We start from the raw sequence: 17991 nt of genomic DNA on the forward strand, positions 1-17991 counted from the left end.
TTATTGTCAAGAGTCAGAAGATGCAGATTTCGTCCGGAATCTGCATCTTTTTATTTTCAAATATACACACCATGATCCGTAGAATAGCGCCCCTATTGCTGCTGTTGGTCGGGCTTCAGTATACCTATGGACAGAGCTACAACAGCGTAGTCATCACTGAAATTATGGCTGACCCGACTCCGGTGGTGGGGCTACCCGATGCCGAGTACATCGAGCTGTATAACCGCAGTCAGCAGCCGGTATCGCTGCGGGGATGGCGGCTCGTTATGGGTAATCGTTCCGCTGTTTTTCCTGATTCCCTACTGGCGCCGGGTCAGTATGCTATAGTATGTGGGCGCCCGTCTCTTCCCCTGTTAAGTACCTTCGGCAAAGTCATCGTTCTAAGCTCAGTTACTCTCCCTAACGAAGGGGCTACGCTGGCCCTGCGGGATGCAAGGGGGCAACTAGTCTTCGCGGTTACGTACTCACTCAACTGGTGGCCTCAGGACCGCCGGCAGGGCGGCTATGCGATCGAGATGGTAGATACGGATAATCCCTGCGGAGAGTTGGACAACTGGCGGGTATCGACCTCTCCGCGGGGAGGTACTCCGGCCACCGCTAACTCAGTCAGAGCGGCTAATCCGGACCTGCGGGCACCGGCTATCGAGCGGGTAGATGTAGCTACGGCTAACCAGATGACGGTACAGTTCAGCGAGAGGCTGGATAGCCTGAGTACCACTAACGCGGCGGCGTTTGCTCTGTCAGGAAGGCAGATCATAGGCCGTACCTTAGAAACACCTTCTTTCCGTAGGGTAACGCTCACGCTGGACGCCCCCCTGCAGGAGCGGCAGTCGTACGAACTGAAGGTCCGTAATATAGCCGATTGCGCGGGTAATCTGCTGCGGGAAGAAAAGTGGACGCTGGGGCTGCCTACCCGTGCGGATTCGGGGGATGTGGTACTGAGCGAAATTCTGTTCAACCCGCGCACGGGAGGTGTGGATTTTGTGGAAGTGTACAACCGTACTTCCAGCTACTTCAACCTCAAAGATTGGGCCTTGGGTAATGTCAGAGCCGGTGGACCGGCCAATCTTCGTATCCTGGCTACGGATGACCTGCTGCTGGGACCCAACGAGTACCTGGCTTTTACTACTGATCCTGCCGTGGTGCAGGACCAGTACCCGTCGGATAAGCCGCGGCGAATACTACGGGTACCATCCCTCCCGTCTTTTCCTAATGTGGAAGGAGGGGTGGTACTATTGGATCAGGGTGGACGGCTCTTTGACCGTTTTGACTACCACGAGAACTACCACTCGCCTTTACTGCTCAGTCGCGAGGGCGTCTCTTTGGAGCGCATGTACTTTGACCAGCCCGCCAACACCCCTTCCAACTGGCATTCGGCCGCCTCCACGGTGGGCTATGCTACTCCCGGCTATGCCAATTCGCAGGGCATACCGGAGGTCGCGGATGGCTTTGTGGTAGAGCCGGAGGCTTTTACACCTGATGACGACGGGATGGACGATTACGCTTCTATCCGCTATACACTTTCGGCCGCCGGGCAGGTAGCCACAATCCGGATCTTCGATACAAGCGGCAGGCTTATAAAAAATCTGGTGCAGAATCAGTTGATTGGTACTACAGGAGATGTGCGCTGGGACGGAACCGACGAGCGTGGCGAAGCCGTACGTATGGGTTACTACCTGCTGCTGATCGATACCTTTGATACCCGTGGCAACACGCAGCAGTACAAAAAGCGCGTAGTGGTGGTGAGGAGGTAGGGGTAAAAGGAGGAAAGGAATAAAGGAGGAGGGGAGGAAGGAGGAAAGTTGTCTATCAATTTATCGAAGCTAACTCTGCCGAAGCCAATGTTCCAACGGCCTATAGTGGCAGCCTAAGTCATAGAGCCTATTGCCTAAAGCAACATAGGGAGCTATTAGCTCCCTATGTTATCTACAAATCTACTTTGCGTTTATTTCCCTTTTGGTCTATGACTTCTACACTCACTACGTCTTTACTTAGTAAGAGTGAGTGGGACGACTGGGACAGGAACGAAGAGCCGTAGCCTATTTCTTCCCGCCGGGTTTGTCCATTCTTCAGACGCAGTAGCGCCGTAGTTTCCTGTGGAGCCAGTGTAATACGTTTTACTGGTTGGCTACCCGTGAAGAATTTCAGCTGGTCACGGTTCTGGGAGGCCGTAATCATGAGCTGTCCTTTGGCATTGGCTAGTCGTACTGCTCCTTTGGCGTCACCCCGAACGCAAAAGCCACTCTGCTGGGGGAGGAGCGGCTGGAAGTTACCCTTGCCGTCTCCTTTGAGTACCAGGCCATAGAAGGCATCGTACCGGCCAACGACCGTTTCGGAGCCGTAGTTATTACCCGTTAGTACCACGTCCAGGTTACCATCCTGATCCACGTCTTCGGCCACCATACCGTATAGTGGCGCAACCTGAGCCTGTATAGGTAGTTCGGTGATCTTGAACGTACCATTGCCCTGGTTTTCCAGGTAGCTGCTCTTCATCCAGTTAGCTCTCAGTACCAGAGCATCTTTTAGCTCTTCGGGTTTCAGGATGTCGTTGATGGTTGCCTGCGAAAATTTAGCGTACTCCTGGAAGCGCTGGCGGGCCTGGATTATCTGCTTACCCAGTTCATCACGGGTATTGTACGTAAATTCCTTATAGGTATCATCCTGAGCCTTGTAGTATACCGTCGGAATGGCGTCAAAGAACCCGTCGTTGTTGAAGTCCTTGGCGTACATACTGATCGGCTGACGGTCACTAGCACGGTTGAGGGTATTGGTACCCAGGTTACCGGCTATGTAGTCGATATCGCCATCGTTATCAAAGTCTCCGGCGGTGAGGCTGTTCCACCAGCCCTTATACGACTCCAGACCACTGGTAGCGGGCTGAAGCTTGCCGTTGGTGTTTTTCAGGAAAGTGAGCGGCATCCATTCACCCGCCAGCAGCAGATCTACCCAGCCGTCGTTGTCGTAGTCGGTCCACAGCGCGTCACAGATCAGCCCGATTCCGTTCAGATTCTGGGCTACCTGCGAGGTAACGTCGGTGAATTTAACCTGGCCTTTGGATGAATCATTGCGGAGGATATAGCTGGATACCGGTTTGGGATAGGCACCGGGTTCTAGCCGGCCGCCCACAAACAGATCCAGGTCACCATCCCGGTCAAAGTCGGCCGCTTTGACGCAGGAGCCACTGCTCATGAACTGTGGTAGAGCCTGGTTAGCCAACTGGAAGTTGCCCTTACCGTCGTTGAGGTACAACCGGTCGAGCAGGGCAGGGGAGTTGGCCTGATGCTCGTAGCTACCGCTGACAATGTACAGGTCCAGATCCCCGTCATTCTCCACGTCAAAGAGTAGTACGCCCATATCTTCGGATATCTTCTCGATACCATCAGTACCCGGTAGTAAATCTTTTACTGCAAACTGACCAGCAGTATTCTGGATCATGAAGCGCCCCTTGTGCTGGTACGATCCTCCCACAAAGATATCATCCAGACCATCGCCATTGACATCGCCTACGGCCAGCGCCGGACCAAACTGTGAAAGCTTATGCGGGAGCAGCTTCTGCACGTTGAAGTCGATCACATCCATTTCTTCGTGCTTATAACCTACGTTGAGCGTATTAGTGATATCATTAAAAAGTGCCGGAGGGGATGTACCCGCCGCTATAGACTGATTGGTGTCCATAGTGGCATTTTTTTCGTCAAGTGTCAGTACCTGATTGGCCTTTACATTTTTTAGAATCTGGGTTTTGCCTCCCTGCCATACTATTTTCAACTGATCCACCTGCTGTACCTTACCCAGTCCGAAGTGAGCTACCTGCTCCACCGTCGAAAGGTACCCACGGTAGGGAGTATGGTCATATACCTGCTTCTGTCCGCCCTGATACTGGATTTCAATCCAGGCTCCCAGGCCCATGGGGTTGGTCTTGCTGCCATTCAGTTTTACCCGCAGGTAGTTACTTTCTTCCGGCTTTTGCTGCACCAGGTTATTCCGGTATACAGAGGCCGAGTCATTGATGTTATTAACGATGTAGTCCAGGTCGCCGTCATTATCCAGGTCGGCGTAGGCGGCTCCGTTGGAGAAGCTGGGCTCTTTGATCCCCCACTGATCCGTCACATCCTCAAACTGCAGATTCCCCTTGTTATGAAAAGCAAAGTTTTTGAGCTTAACCGACGGGATGTACTGGAGCATTTCCATCCTGGACATCAGGCTCGATACTTCCCCCCGATAAGCGATAAAGTCAAGATCAGTAATATCACGGGGGAAGCCATTGGTAACGATCATATCCCGCTTGCCGTCGTTGTCGAAGTCGGTGACCATGGGAGCCCAGCTCCAATCCGTCTCGGCCACACCCGATAGTAAGCTTATATCGCTGAAAACCGGATGTCCACTAGTGGGATCAATCCCTTGGTTGAGCTGTAGGGTGTTGCGCGCATACTGGTGCTGGTAGCCAAATCGCTCGTTGTTCTGGTAGGTAACGTAGCTACCCGCCGGAGTCATCATTTTTTTGCGGTAGTTGGTCGCTGGCATCATGTCCAGCGCTATCACATCCACCAATCCATCGTTGTTGATGTCGCTGATGTCGTTACCCATGGCGGAGTGGGAAGTGTGCTTAAAGTAAGCAGCCGCCTGATCCGTAAAGGTTCCGTTGCCGTTGTTGATATACAGCAGGTCGTTGGTGAGGTAGTCGTTGGTCACGTAGATGTCCTTCCAGCCATCCTGGTTGATGTCGGTGATGTTGACACCTAGTCCGTAACCCTCTATAAGTATACCTGCTTCTTTGGATACATTAGTAAATACCGGATGGCCAAGGGCTTCGTCCCAATCATTGCGATAGAGGCGGTCGGTGCGCTTGGAGGAGCCATCCCGGATCTTCTCGTGGTACTTGTTGGGGAAGTTGCGGTCGTCCATTTCGTTGACCACCAGAAACAGGTCCGCATCTCCGTCGTTGTCGTAGTCGAAGAAGGCTGCCGTAGTCGTGTGGCTGGTATCGGCTACCCCGTACTCCCGGGCCATATCCTTGAATACAGGTACCCCGTCGGTGCCAGCCCCCTGATTAACATACAGCATATTGGCGCGTTCCTGAGCACCTTTCTTAGCCGTTGCACAGACGTATATATCGAGCAGGCCGTCGTTGTTGATGTCAATGAGGGCTACCCCCGACGACCACCGCTTGTCGGCACTTACTCCGGCTTTGTCCGTAATATCTTCAAATTTAAAATCTCCTTTGTTCAGGTATAGTTTGTTGCTGGTGGTATTACCGGTAAAGTAGACGTCCGTCAGGCTATCATTATTGAAATCGCCCAGAGCAACTCCGCCACCGTTGTAGACGTACTCAAAAGCAAGAATATTCATGGTATCGTTTTCGGTTATGCGGTTGGCAAAACGGATACCGGTGTCGTCTGGAGATAAAGAGGTAAACAGCGTGTCGTTATTCTTACACGAAGCAAAAAGTAGTCCTGTAATTAATAACAGATAGGGGGTGAGCCTGCACATAACTCATTCAAGTAAGGGTAATGAAAAAGAGATGGTAAATTAATACCATCTCTTTTAAAACGTTAGATTAATCAGGAAATTATTGATTAAAAACCTGGGTTTTGCTTCAGAATATCAGCACCTAGAAGGTCAATCTGAGCCTGAGGGATTGGGAGGTACTCATCCTGGTTAGGAGTGAATTTTGCACCACCCAAAGCAGTTGTCAGGTACTTGCTTTCGTAAGCCAGGTAACCGTTCAGGTAAGGCGCTGCGATACCCCAGCGTACCAGGTCATAGAAGCGGTGACCTTCATCCGAAAGTTCAAGCTTACGCTCAAAACGTACGGCCTGACGAGCACTTTCTTTGGTAGCAAACTGTGAAGCAGGATATGGACTAATCACATAATTAGCAGCAGGTGCACCATTCTTCATTACGAAACCAGCCGGGTTAGCTGCACGGGCACGTACCATGTTAGTGTATTCCATAGCCTTAGTCAGACTACCCGCTTCGATTTCGGCCTCAGCAGCCATCAGCAATACGTCAGCAAAACGAATGATAGTTACGTTAAGCGCGGTATAAGCAGGAGTCCATGAGCTGTTATCCTGTAGAGAACCTACGTCCGAACGGTAGTAGATGAACTTCTTAGGAGCATAAGGACCACCGTTAGGCTGGTTACGAATCCAGGCGATACCTGGGAAATCCTGCCAATCCAGGTAAGGGATACCACGACGGCCTACTGCGTGGTCAAGACGAGGGTCAACCGGCTTGGTGTCTGGTGTGAAAGCAGCATCGGCAGCTACACCCATATCCGTTTTCAGCTCATTGGCTGGCTGACGGTACGACTCATCAAGCAAAGGCAGACCGTTAGCAGTAGTACGGAACGAGTTTACCAGCTCAAAGCTAGGCTGATTAAATCCACAACATCCGGCAGGTCCGTTAGGTCCTGTGTTGTAAGGATAGTTCAGGTCAAACTGTGGGTTAGCGTTGTTTACGCTACCGGTGTTAGCAGCCGCCTGGATCGCAAATACTGACTCAGCGTTATTATCGTTAGTTGCTCTGAAAATATCAGCGTAACGAGGTACCAGCGCGTACTTCTTGCCATCAGAGGTCATACCATTGGCAATTACCTGATCGAACATAGCCTTAGCTTCGGCAAACTTATTCTGATACAGGTAAATCTTACCCAGGTATGCAGCAGCAGCCCACTTGTTGGCACGACCTACGGCTCCCTGTCTTTCAGGCAGGTTATCGAAGGCATGCTTCATATCTGCTTCGATCATTGGCCATATCTCCTTGTCGTTCTTTACCTTCTCAATACCTGATCCCACATCCACGGTCTCATCAACGTAAGGTACGTTCAGGAAGTTACGACGTAGTTCGAAGTAGTAGTGAGCACGCAGGAAGCGAGCCTCTGCACCGATACGTTGCTTTTCTGCGTCTGTTACATCGGTACCTGCCATGGTCAGCAGGTTAAGCACGTTATTAGCACGAGCTACCCCTTCGTAGAATCCACCCCAGGCCTCAGCGATTACACCCTGAGTAGTCTGGTACTCGTAGCGCTGGATAGGGTTGATGTCGGAGAAGTCACCGGGGTCAGTTCCTTTGTTGGAGTCACCACCGCGGATAGATCCCCACACCCAGTTGTTGGCACTAGCCATACGGGCAGCGCGACCATTAAGCTGGGCATAAGCCGAGATCAAAGCTCCTTCGAGTCCATTCTTACTGGCTAGCTGAGCCTGAGACAGCGTACCGGTAGGTCGGATAACAAGGAAATCCTCATTACATGATACTGCAAGAAGCATGAGCGACATGGTAGTTGCTACAGCTCCCTTCTTTATTAATTTTCTCATAGTATAATATCAAGAATTTTTGTCCTAAAACGATTATATCGTTAGTGTATTTTGTGAGGAGCAGCAATTTGTAAAGGAATTTTCTGCTCCTCACGAAGGGGTATTAGAAGCTCAGGTTGATACCAGCCGTTACGCTTCTTGTGATTGGGTAGTTTCCTACGTCAATACCGAAGTTAGTATCAGCGTTACCACCTACTGATGGATCCAGACCCTTGTACTTAGTAATTGTGAATACGTTGTTGGTTGATACGAATACACGCAGTCTCTGCATGCGAGCTCTGCTCAGCAGGTCGCCTGGCAGGGTATAACCCAGTGAGATGTTCTGCAGACGCACGTATGATCCGTCCTCTACATACCACGAGTTAGCCTGAGCGTTGGTACTGAAGTTAGAAGCCTTCTCGAAGATTGGCTGATCAGTATTTGTGTTCTGTGGTGTCCATGAATCCTTCACGCGCTCGCTGATAGCAGCACCGGCAAAAGTTGGGTAGAAGTCGGTGAACAGCTTAGACACGTTGAAGATCTTGTTGCCAAGTGACGTGTACAGGTAGGTGTTCAGGTCGAAGTTCTTGTAGGTCAGTGTGAAGTTCAGACCACCAGTGAACTTAGGAACAGGGCTACCCAGGTAAGTACGGTCATTAACATCGATCTTACCATCACCGTTGATATCAGCGTAACGGAAACGACCCGGAGCAGCACCTTCCTGAGTAGGAGCATTGCGAACTTCTTCAGCATTCTGGAACAGACCCAGTACCTTATATCCGTAGAACGATGACAGAGAATAACCTCTCTGGTTACGGATTGGGAAGATACCGCGGAAGCCCGGGTTAACAGTCAATAGATAATCCAGACCCGGTGCTACCTCTACGATTTTGTTCTGAAGTGTAGCAAAGGTAAGGTTCAGATCATAACCGAAATCGTTGCTGATTCTACCACGGGTAGCAATCTGCAGGTCAATACCGCGGTTCATCATTTCACCGATGTTAACCGAAGGAACCGCAGCACGCCAGCCGGCTGTCTGTGTTACAGGTACCTCAACTAGCAGGTCACGGGTATCTTTTTGCCACAGGTCAAGGATTACGTCCAGTCTACCATTCAGGAAGGTACCGTCGATACCGATGTTCTTAGTAACAGAGGTCTCCCACTTGGCATTGGGGTTACCAATACGGGTACGATAGAAACCTTCAGCAACGCTGCTGTTAGTACCGCTGATATCGTATACCGACTCACCCAGGCTGGTACCGTAGAGGCTGTACTGGTTGTTGGGGTCTACGTTGTTAGAGTTACCCATAGTACCGTATCCACCACGGATTTTCAGATCCGTGATCCAGGTCAGAGGCTTCATGAACTCCTCTGATGACAGACGCCAGGCAGCCGAGAACGCCGGGAATACCCCGTAGCGGTTGTTGGCACCAAAGCGTGACGAACCATCACGACGGATCACCCCGGTCAGGATGTACTTGTCGTTGTAGATGTAGTTCACACGGCTGAACAGGGAGAAGAAGTTTACACCTCTGAACAGGTTACTGTTTACTTGTCTTCCGGCAGCGGCCAGGGTAGTCAGCGTTACGTAGTCAACATCCTGCGAGAAGGGATTCAAACCGTTACCACTCATGTTACGTCCATAGCCGGTATTCAGGGCTTCCTGACCTGCCAGAACATCCAGTTGGTGTACTCCGAACTGCTTCTTGTAGTTAGCTGTGTTGGTGAAAGTCCAGCCGAAAGACTGGCCGGCACCTTCGTTGTATCCAAATGCTGAGTTGTTCTCAGAGTTTTCATACGAACGGCGGCTGTAGCCCCAGAAGTAGTTATTACCGTAGTTACCAGCCAGGTTGGTACGTAGTGTCAAGCCAGGGATTGGATCGAATTCCAAATAGATATTACCAATGGCGTTGGTACCAAAGCCACGGTTGTTACGGAGACCTTCGCGCTCAGCTACGGGGTTACGTGGGTTATTGAAGCCGGAGGCTACTGTACCCGCAAAACCACCGAACTCATCGTATACAGGAATGATAGAAGCCATACGGAAAGCACCCAGGATGCTGTTCTCATCAGCAGCTACACCAGCACCACCGTTACCACCACCTTGTCCAAGTACCTGACGGTAAGTCAGCTGGATATTCTCACCAAAGCGCAGGTTCTTAAGGATGTTGAACTCTGAGTTAGCACGGAACGAGTAACGCTTGAAGCTGTTGTAAAGAAGGATACCCTGCTGATCCTGAGCACCCAGGCCGAAGTAGAAGCGGCTGTTATCACCACCTCCGGAGAAGCCCAGTGTATGACGCTGGAGAGGAGCTGCGCGGGTGATGGCATCATACCAGTCAGTACCCTCACGGTTCGCTCTGATAACCTGATAAACCGCACCAGCTCTTGGATCAACATTATACTTAGCTCTTTCAGCTTCCAGGTTTACCTGATAACCCTGTGCAGCGATAGCGGCACCCGATAGGTTACCTACACGCAGGTACTCCGGGATTACTGGGTTAGGGCCTGATCCAAACTGAGGGTGGTTGAAAACAGGAGCTCTTCCTTCCTGCATAGCAGCATTACGCTCAGCCTGCCAGGTCCACTCAGCAAAGTCAGTAGGGTTCAGCATGCGCTGACCTCTTCCCGGATCAGTTACACCGTACATACCGTCGTATGATACAGTCAGTTTCTTGGCATTCTTGCTACCTTTCTTGGTAGTATATACAATTACACCGTTAGCAGCGCGGGCACCGTAGATAGAAGCAGCAGCAGCATCTTTCAGTACAGTAGTTGACTCGATATCGTCAGGGTTAAGGAATTCAGTGTTACCTACAGGTACCCCGTCCACAATGTACAGAGGGGCGTTACCACCGAAAGCACCAAAACCACGCACACGTACCTGGCTGGCAGTACCGGGCTGTCCGTTCGTAATAACGGTTACACCCGCTACGCGTCCCTGTAGCTGCTGCTCCACGTTACCTGAAGGTACTACGGTCAGGTCCTTAGGACTAACGGTAGATACCGAACCGGTTGTTTCGCGGCGGCTGTCAATGGTATAACCTGTAACGATTACCTCTTCCAGGTTCGAAACATCATCCTGCAGTGTAACGCTAATGTTGCTCTGATTACCTACAGGTACTTCCTGAGTCCTGTAACCTACGAAGCTCACTACGAGTACATCATTAGCGGAGTTTACATTAATAGCGAAGTTACCCTCGCCATCCGTCGTGGTACCCGTCTGAGTACCTCTAAGCACAATTGTGGCGCCTGGTACGCCTTGACCGTCACTCGCACCCACTACCTTACCCGTAACTCTGCGGGACTGGGCTACTGCCAAGTCCTGAAAAGCTACTGTAATAAGCAGTACCAAAAGGGTACTACGTAACAACCAGTAGATTTTTGTTTTCATAAAAAAGATTGATTGGTTAAGTGAATTAAATCGTAATTCGAAGAAGTACTTCCAGACTATCCAAAGCAGGCTGCTAACTAACTATGGATGAATAGGGCAGTTTTCCGAACTACACTACTAAGATGTAGAATAACTTATTCTACTGAACAAAATAAGTAAATTTTTAGGTAATAAAGTCCAAAAAAGGCTAAAAGAAAAATGAAAATTTTAAATCAGATAGTCCAAAAAGAGCTAATACAGAGAAAATGAGCTAATTTGCTATTATGTGTTTATCGGTTACAAATAGCAATGGCTGCAAGCAACCGCCCCGTCTGGCCTTTCTCGAGCCGGTAAGAAAAGTAATCCTCGTTGTGCAGTACCGTTGAATAGGGGGAAACTTCTACCTGATCTTCAGGGATTCCGGCGTCCCGAAGCTGGGCCAGGTTGGTCGCTTTCAGATCCACAAAGTACTTTTGTAACCCATTGTCATAGCGCTTGTGCTCTTCCGCAAAGTGCCCGGCTACATCTTCCCCCACTTCAAAGGAGCATTCGTCAATACAAGTACCAATGTACGCATAGCAGTCGGCCGGATCGGTACCATATTCATCCTGCATTTTCATCAGGGCCTTTGCTGTAATCTGCTGTACAGTGCCACGCCAGCCGGCATGGATGGCCGCCACGGCCCGCTGTACCGGATCGTACAAAAGTACTGGTGTACAATCTGCAATGGTCACAGTTAGCACGATGTTTGCTCGATTGGTGACAAGTGCGTCGTATCCATCATAGTGTCCGGGTTGCGTAACCGTAAGAATATCGGAGCCATGAACCTGGTGCGACTTGGCTACCTGACTGGCCGAAACACCAAGTGCCTGCCAGAACCGCCGCCGGTTCTCTTCGATATGGGTGGCCGAATCACCAGTAGACTGACCGAGGTTGAGGGAGAAAAAAGGAGTTGGGCTTACGCCGCCGTGACGGGTGCTCTCAGCGGCAATCACATCTGGAAACTGCTCGAACAGCGCAGGGCTGCGAAACATGGGTTTTGATGATAAAGTAGTGTAAGTCATACGTATTTTATTGATTCTGTCAGAAAAAGCAGGAGTAGTAAAGATCACCGGTAGTACACCACAATCCTCACCATCCTTACTGATTAATACATGTTGCTACGTGTATGTTTGATTGTAACTATGTGGCTTTGCTGTGCGGGCGGCCCACTGCATGCGCAATATAACCTGCTTGGCTCTACAACAGCCATCGGAGGTGACTGTTACCGGCTGACCGAAGATAAAGGCTGGCAAAGCGGGGCGGTCTGGTACAGCGATACCCTTGATATCACGGCTTCATTCGATATCGAATTTACCATGAACTTCGGGAATAATGATACTGACGGAGCAGATGGTATGGTATTTGTTATGCAGACGCGCGGCAACAATGCCCTGGGTACGAGGGGGCACGGCCTTGGCTTCGAAGATTTCAAACCTTCCCTTGGGATCGAATTTGATACCCACGAAAACCGGAGAGAAAGTAACGATCCGGGCTATGATCATATAGCCGTACTACGCGACGGCAACATTAACCATAGTAGCCCTCATAACCTGGCGGGGCCCGTACGGGCTTCGCGAACCAGCCGCAACATCGAGGATGGAAAAGATCACCTGGTGAGGGTGGTATGGACGGCTTCACAACGGACGCTAGATGTGTACTTCGACTGCGAAAAGCGGCTGAGTGCCCAGGTGGATATGCAAAGCATATTTGGGAGGCAGAGTAGGGTATGGTGGGGGTTTACGGGAGGTACCGGGCAGCTGAGTAACAACCAGGTAGTATGTCTGAGCAGGGATATCGTGGTGAAAGACCAGTACAGGGGATGTAAGGGTGAGCCCGTCCAGCTCCTGGCGCGCAGCTCTTCCAATGGGGTGTACAAGTGGAGCCCGGCCGCACTACTGGATAACCCTACTTCCCAGAGCCCGGTGGCTCGCCCGACCAAAGATCAGGTATTTACGGTGGAGTACCTGGACCGCTGTAACCGACCCGTCCGGGAGACGGTGTTTGTAAAGGTGGCAGCTCCCTTCACGGTAGAGCTGGGTACTGATCGGGTACTATGTAACAGGGGAAGTACTACGCTGGCTCCCGTGGTGTCGGCTACCAGCCTGAGCCTTGACTACCGCTGGTCTACCGGTAGTACCCAGCCCAGCCTCACTACGGATACCAGCGGCCTGTATGTGCTGACGGTCAGTGCCGGTGCCTGTGAGGCGAAGGATTCGGTAGAAGTGGTGTTCCAGTCGGAAGCGGATGTAAGAGCACTCCCCATTATCCAAAACTACTGCTATACCGATCAGCCTTTATCACTGTCGGCTTCATCAGCGCGTGAAGTCAGCGAATACTACTGGTCCCACTCCGCCCAGACCGATCCCAGTGTCTGGGTAAATGATCCGGGTACGTATGAGCTCATTACTACTACTGAGTCGGGCTGTAAGTTCAGGGAGACCTTCATCGTAAAGGACGACTGCTACCTGTCGGTATGGGTGCCGAGTGCCTTTTCGCCCAATGCCGACGGGCAGAATGACGTACTCAGGATTGGCTCGAGCCGACCCCTGGAGCTGTGGTGGACCATTTACGACCGCTGGGGCAGCGTGATCTACCACAGCCAGGATATGGCAGCAGGTTGGGACGGGTACTACAAAGGCAGGCTTTGTCCTCCGGGGGCCTATGCCTGGAGGGCTCAGTACCGACTATTGGGCCATAGGCATGACCCCTACCATACCGAGCGGGGGATCGTGTGGATCATCAGGTAGCAGTCCGGCTACTCTTCCTTCCTCTGCTTTTCGTCACGGGTTTCTTCCCGGAGCTTTTCATCCGCTATCTCCAGGTCCTCCTCATCAGGCATGGGCTTCTCCTGCTGGTGAGTACCCTCGGGTTCGTATTCGAGCTGTACCCACATCGGGAAGTGATCCGATCCAAAGTAGGGCAGACGCTTGATATCGATGAGCCTGAAATCACGGGAACAAAAAATGTGATCGAGCGGAAAACGGATAAAAGGGTACCTGGCATGGAATGTATTAAAGAAGCCACGCCCGCGCCGAGGGTCCAGCAGTCCGCTGATCCGCTGGAATAGCCCCGTCGTATAGCTCCAGGCCACGTCGTTGAGGTCACCGGCCACGATTACCGGGTGGGGCGATGCCTTGGCCAGCTTGGCTACGATCAGTATTTCTTTGTCACGCTCCGTCGAACGCGGATTTTCCTGCGGTACGGGGGGCGTGGGGTGTACGCAGTAGAGCTGCAGGAGCTCGCCCGAGGGCAGTTTGACTTTAGTAAATATGGAAGGTACGTCGTCTTCGACCAGGTAGTTTATAGTGCTATCCTGCAGTTCGTAGCGTGAAAAAACCATTAGTCCGTACGTATTGTCAAGCGGTTCCTCGACCCGGTAAGGGTAGCTGTCGCGCAGGGTTGACATGGCTTCTGCCCAGGCCGTATCCGTTTCGGACAGCACCAGTACATCCGGGTTACAGGATTTAATGAGCTTATGCAACCGGTCGAATAGTTTATTGTACTGGTATACATTGGCGATCATGATCCCGATGGTCCGGTCCTTATTGAACGTACTGGCGTTGAGCAACTGGATGTTCGAGAAAGGCAGGAAGGGGAGGATCTGGTAGCTTAGGTGCCCCAGGTTGAGCAGGAGTGCCCCGCCAAACGCCCATTCATACCAATACGTAAAATCATCAATGATAATATAAATAACTATGACGAGTGCGACTATGATCCATTTCTGGATACGGGGGTACTCGAAAACTCTGAAAATCCAATAATCGGCTCGAATCAGAGGAAGCAGTGAAGCAATCAGCATAAATGTGCCAATAGCATACACGGTATACAAACCTATCATGGGAGTAATGAGCTTTTTTGAATGATGTTTAATAGGAAACCAGGTGCAACCATTACCAAAAGGACCGTGCCACAGAGCCAGGAGGCTGTTTTTGCTTTAGCTATACTTAAAACAAAATCGGGCGCGATTTGCTTATTAAATTTTAGTTTCTACCAAACCGTTAGCTATGCCCGAAACTTCCGAACAGAAAGCGGAGAAGTACCTGGACCTCGGACACTCAGAAGCCGAAAACCACGCCAGGGCTCAACAGAAGCAATATGAGGAACATGTCGAACGTACTACCGTAGTCACCAGAGTTCTCTCTGAATTCTTTAAGACAAATATTATTGGCTTTACCTACCACTACCTGCGTAGCCGGTTTGGCCCCCGGCATCCGTACCAGGCCTATCCCCGCTTCGGTGACTCTGGTGTGTATAGGTTGCAGTCTTCCATTCCATCGCGCGAGGCCATTACCCTGGCTCTGATGAGCGACTGGGGCAGTGATACGGACGAGTCTGATGCCGTGGCACATCTGGTGGCACGTTATGCCCCTGATTATACGATACATCTGGGAGATATATACTTTGTAGGTACCCCCAAGGAGGTAGAGGAAAACTTCACCGCTCCGCATGCCTCGTGGTACTACGGAGCGTCGGGGAGTCTGGCTCTGGCCGGTAACCACGAAATGTACTCCAACGGCGACGCCTACTTTCAGAATCTGCTCCCAGCTATGTACGTATATCAGGGAGAGGAGCGCAAAACCCAGCAGGCGGGTTTTTTCTGTCTGGAAAATGACCACTGGCGCATCATCGGGCTGGATACTGGCTATACCTCGGTAGGTCGTCCGTTTATGGAAGTGATTTCACCGCCCGATTGTCACCTCCGCAAGGAGCAGATCGAGTGGCTGCGGGATGTGGTACGCATCGGTGATCCGAATGATAAGCGCGGAATTGTACTAATGAGCCACCACCCCAATATTTCTTCTTTCCGGGATGATTATTTTAAGCCGGGTGAGCAGATCTGTGAGCTACTGGGTGAGGCAGACCGGCCCCTGGTGTGGTTCTGGGGACACGACCACCGGCTGGTGGTATATCACCTGGAGCAGAACCGGAAGGGGCCCAAGGCCTTCGGCCGGTGCATAGGGCATAGCGGAATGCCCGTAGAGATCAAATTGCCCCGAACCAAACAGGAGCAGGACCGGATCCTATACTACGACCGCCGGATCCGTAAGCGCATAGGCCGCCACAGTCTGGGGTACAATGGCTTTGTGATGCTACACCTTAAAGACAATAAGCTGGTGGCCGAGTACCGCGACCTGGATGACAACCGGGTAATGGAAGAGGAATGGCTGGTGGATATACAAAACGGCCAGCTCAGCTGGAACGTAACGCATGTCCTGCCTGAGCTGGCTATTTAAGGATAAAGTACTACTACTATTAGTGAAGCGTGTGGTCAGAGTCGTGCAGTTCGTGCTCTGATACTCTGCCACTGTAGTAAGAAGCAAAGGCAACAGTTACTCCAATAAAGCCTATTATGAATACCAGCAAATCACCGAATACAGCCAGGATGATCAATAGCAGAATATAGATGCCTATATTGGCCCAAACTGGGAGATTAGGGGATGCGGCTTTCGTATTTGTTACAGTCATAAGTCGATTAAAGTTAGAATAGCATTGAATATGGGGGCGAAAATAATAAATAAACCTATATGATACAGCTCCTTTGCCATTAAACTCGAACTGCTATTGCAGATCTGCCCCGACAGCGCCGCAAATGCTGTATAGAGACTATGCAGCAAAAGTCGTTCCACCAGCCAGTGACTACCCGCCGGACTCGACACAGCCAGGATAGCCTGATCTACAAAATGTACAACCAGAGGAGGCACGGCAGGAAAAGGGGATTTTGATGGTTCGGCCCAATGCTATTACTTCACGGGGCTAAATCCACCTTTCCTTCCATCATACCTAACATTAATACGCAATGCCGTTCATCATTGGAGCTGATATTGGAACCACAAACGTAAAATCTGTCGCTTTTGACCTTTATGGTAATATATTGGCTCAGCATAGCGTAGGGTACCCCATCTACTATCCGCAGGACGACTGGAGTGAGCAGGATCCGGAAGAGATGCTGAGGGCTACAATACAAAGCATTTCTACTGTATACGAAATGTGCAAAAAGCACGGAGAACTGAAAGGCATTACCTTCAGCTCGGCCATGCATAGCCTGATAGCCCTGGATGAGCAGGGGCAGCCCCTTACCAGATCTATTATCTGGGCGGATAATCGTAGTGCCGACCTGGCGGATGCGCTGCGTCACTCGTCGGATGGCCGCCTGCTGTACCACCGCAATGGTACTCCCATTCATGCCATGACGCCCGCCTGTAAGCTGCTGTGGCTGCGTCAGCACCAGCCCGACCTGTTTGCCCGGGCTGCCATGTACGTAGGCATCAAAGAGTACGTCCTGTATAAGCTTACCGGCAAGTACCTGTCCGACTACTCCCTGGCGTCGGCAACGGGCTTGTTCAACATACGGAATCTTCGCTGGGACAACTGGACGCTCAACTTCCTGGGACTGGACGAGGCACAGCTCCCGCAGGCGGTGTCCCCTTTTCATATTGAAGAGCTGCCGGCGGTGAATAGGCTCGGACTACCAGCCGGTACGCCCCTGATCATGGGGGCCAGTGACGGGTGCCTGGCCAACCTGGGTAGTGGCGCCATGACTCCCGACTCCATGGCGGTTACGATTGGTACCAGCGGGGCGGCTCGTGTGATATCCAGAAGCGCCTATACCGACGAGCAGATGCGGACCTTCTGCTACCTGCTGGACGGAAAAACCTACGTAGTGGGTGGAGCCACCAACAACGGAGGCGTTATTTTTCAGTGGTTAAAAGATAATCTGTTTGCCGAATGGGGCTACGACACACTCTTTGAATCGGCCACCCGGATAGCCCCCGGAGCGGATGGGCTCTTGTTTATGCCCTACCTGCTGGGAGAGCGGGCTCCGCTCTGGAACTCGGCCGTACGGGGTGGTTTTATGGGGTTGGATATCAAACATACCAAGAGCCATCTGGCCCGGGCGGTTATGGAAGGTATCCTCCTCAATCTGTACAGCATCGGCAAGGTACTGATGGAGGATCGCAGCATCACGTCCATTTACGCCAACGGCGGCTTTGCCCGTAGCCCCATATGGGTACAGATGCTGGCCGATGTATTTGGGATACCCGTCCGCCTAAATGACACGGTAGATACCGGCTCGGTAGGAGCGGCTATGGTAGGACTCAAAGCTCTGGGTATTATTAATGACTATGCTGAAGTACCTCTCTTTACGCCCGTCGGGCAGGTGGTAGAGCCTGATGCGGCCGCGCATGGGGCCTATGCCGGCGTATCTGACCATTTCAACCAGATAGCCCAACTCATGCTGGCGCAGGTACAGAAAGAAAAAGCCACCTCTGTTTAGCGAGG

Annotated in this window: 9 protein-coding genes; 4 read left to right on the forward strand and 5 right to left on the reverse strand. The window is 51.4% G+C overall.

The features are described from left to right. Positions 1–71 precede the first annotated feature (71 nt). On the forward strand, positions 72–1754 hold the full coding sequence (locus tag JTN23_RS12845; RefSeq protein WP_247235239.1) for a lamin tail domain-containing protein: 1683 nt from the start codon (positions 72–74) through the stop codon (positions 1752–1754). A gap of 172 nt (positions 1755–1926) precedes the next feature. Here the strand turns inward: JTN23_RS12845 and JTN23_RS12850 are convergent, their stop codons facing one another. From JTN23_RS12850 to pgeF, 4 genes are all read right to left on the reverse strand, one after another. Next, positions 1927–5487, reverse strand: coding sequence for a VCBS repeat-containing protein (locus JTN23_RS12850; RefSeq protein ID WP_247235240.1), 3561 nt, complete (start codon positions 5485–5487; stop codon positions 1927–1929). Between the two features lie 86 nt (positions 5488–5573). Then, positions 5574–7316 (reverse strand): RagB/SusD family nutrient uptake outer membrane protein, encoded by a 1743-nt coding sequence (locus tag JTN23_RS12855; RefSeq protein WP_247235241.1) that lies wholly within the window; start codon positions 7314–7316, stop codon positions 5574–5576. Positions 7317–7419: 103 nt separating this feature from the next. Further along, positions 7420–10689 carry a SusC/RagA family TonB-linked outer membrane protein gene (locus JTN23_RS12860; protein WP_247235242.1) on the reverse strand — a complete coding sequence of 1090 codons (3270 nt, stop codon included), beginning with the start codon at positions 10687–10689 and terminating at the stop codon, positions 7420–7422. Positions 10690–10958: 269 nt separating this feature from the next. Further along, positions 10959–11702 carry a peptidoglycan editing factor PgeF gene (pgeF, locus tag JTN23_RS12865; protein ID WP_247235243.1) on the reverse strand — a complete coding sequence of 248 codons (744 nt, stop codon included), beginning with the start codon at positions 11700–11702 and terminating at the stop codon, positions 10959–10961. Positions 11703–11852: 150 nt separating this feature from the next. Here pgeF and JTN23_RS12870 point away from each other — a divergent pair, with 150 nt between their 5' ends. Continuing rightward, positions 11853–13457, forward strand: coding sequence for a lectin-like domain-containing protein (locus JTN23_RS12870; protein ID WP_247235244.1), 1605 nt, complete (start codon positions 11853–11855; stop codon positions 13455–13457). 8 nt (positions 13458–13465) lie between these two features. On the opposite strand, the gene JTN23_RS12875 is transcribed toward JTN23_RS12870, so the two are convergent. Next, positions 13466–14548 (reverse strand): endonuclease/exonuclease/phosphatase family protein, encoded by a 1083-nt coding sequence (locus JTN23_RS12875; RefSeq protein ID WP_247235245.1) that lies wholly within the window; start codon positions 14546–14548, stop codon positions 13466–13468. Between the two features lie 166 nt (positions 14549–14714). On the opposite strand from JTN23_RS12875, the gene JTN23_RS12880 reads away from it, so the two are divergent. Then, positions 14715–15944: a metallophosphoesterase family protein gene (locus tag JTN23_RS12880; protein ID WP_247235246.1), complete on the forward strand. Its 1230-nt coding sequence runs from the start codon at positions 14715–14717 to the stop codon at positions 15942–15944. A 563-nt stretch (positions 15945–16507) separates the two neighbouring features. Further along, positions 16508–17986 (forward strand): gluconokinase, encoded by a 1479-nt coding sequence (locus JTN23_RS12885; protein WP_247235247.1) that lies wholly within the window; start codon positions 16508–16510, stop codon positions 17984–17986. The last annotated feature ends 5 nt before the right edge of the window (positions 17987–17991 follow it).

This window comes from Telluribacter roseus, from assembly GCF_017355915.2.
Taxonomy (GTDB): domain Bacteria; phylum Bacteroidota; class Bacteroidia; order Cytophagales; family Spirosomataceae; genus Telluribacter.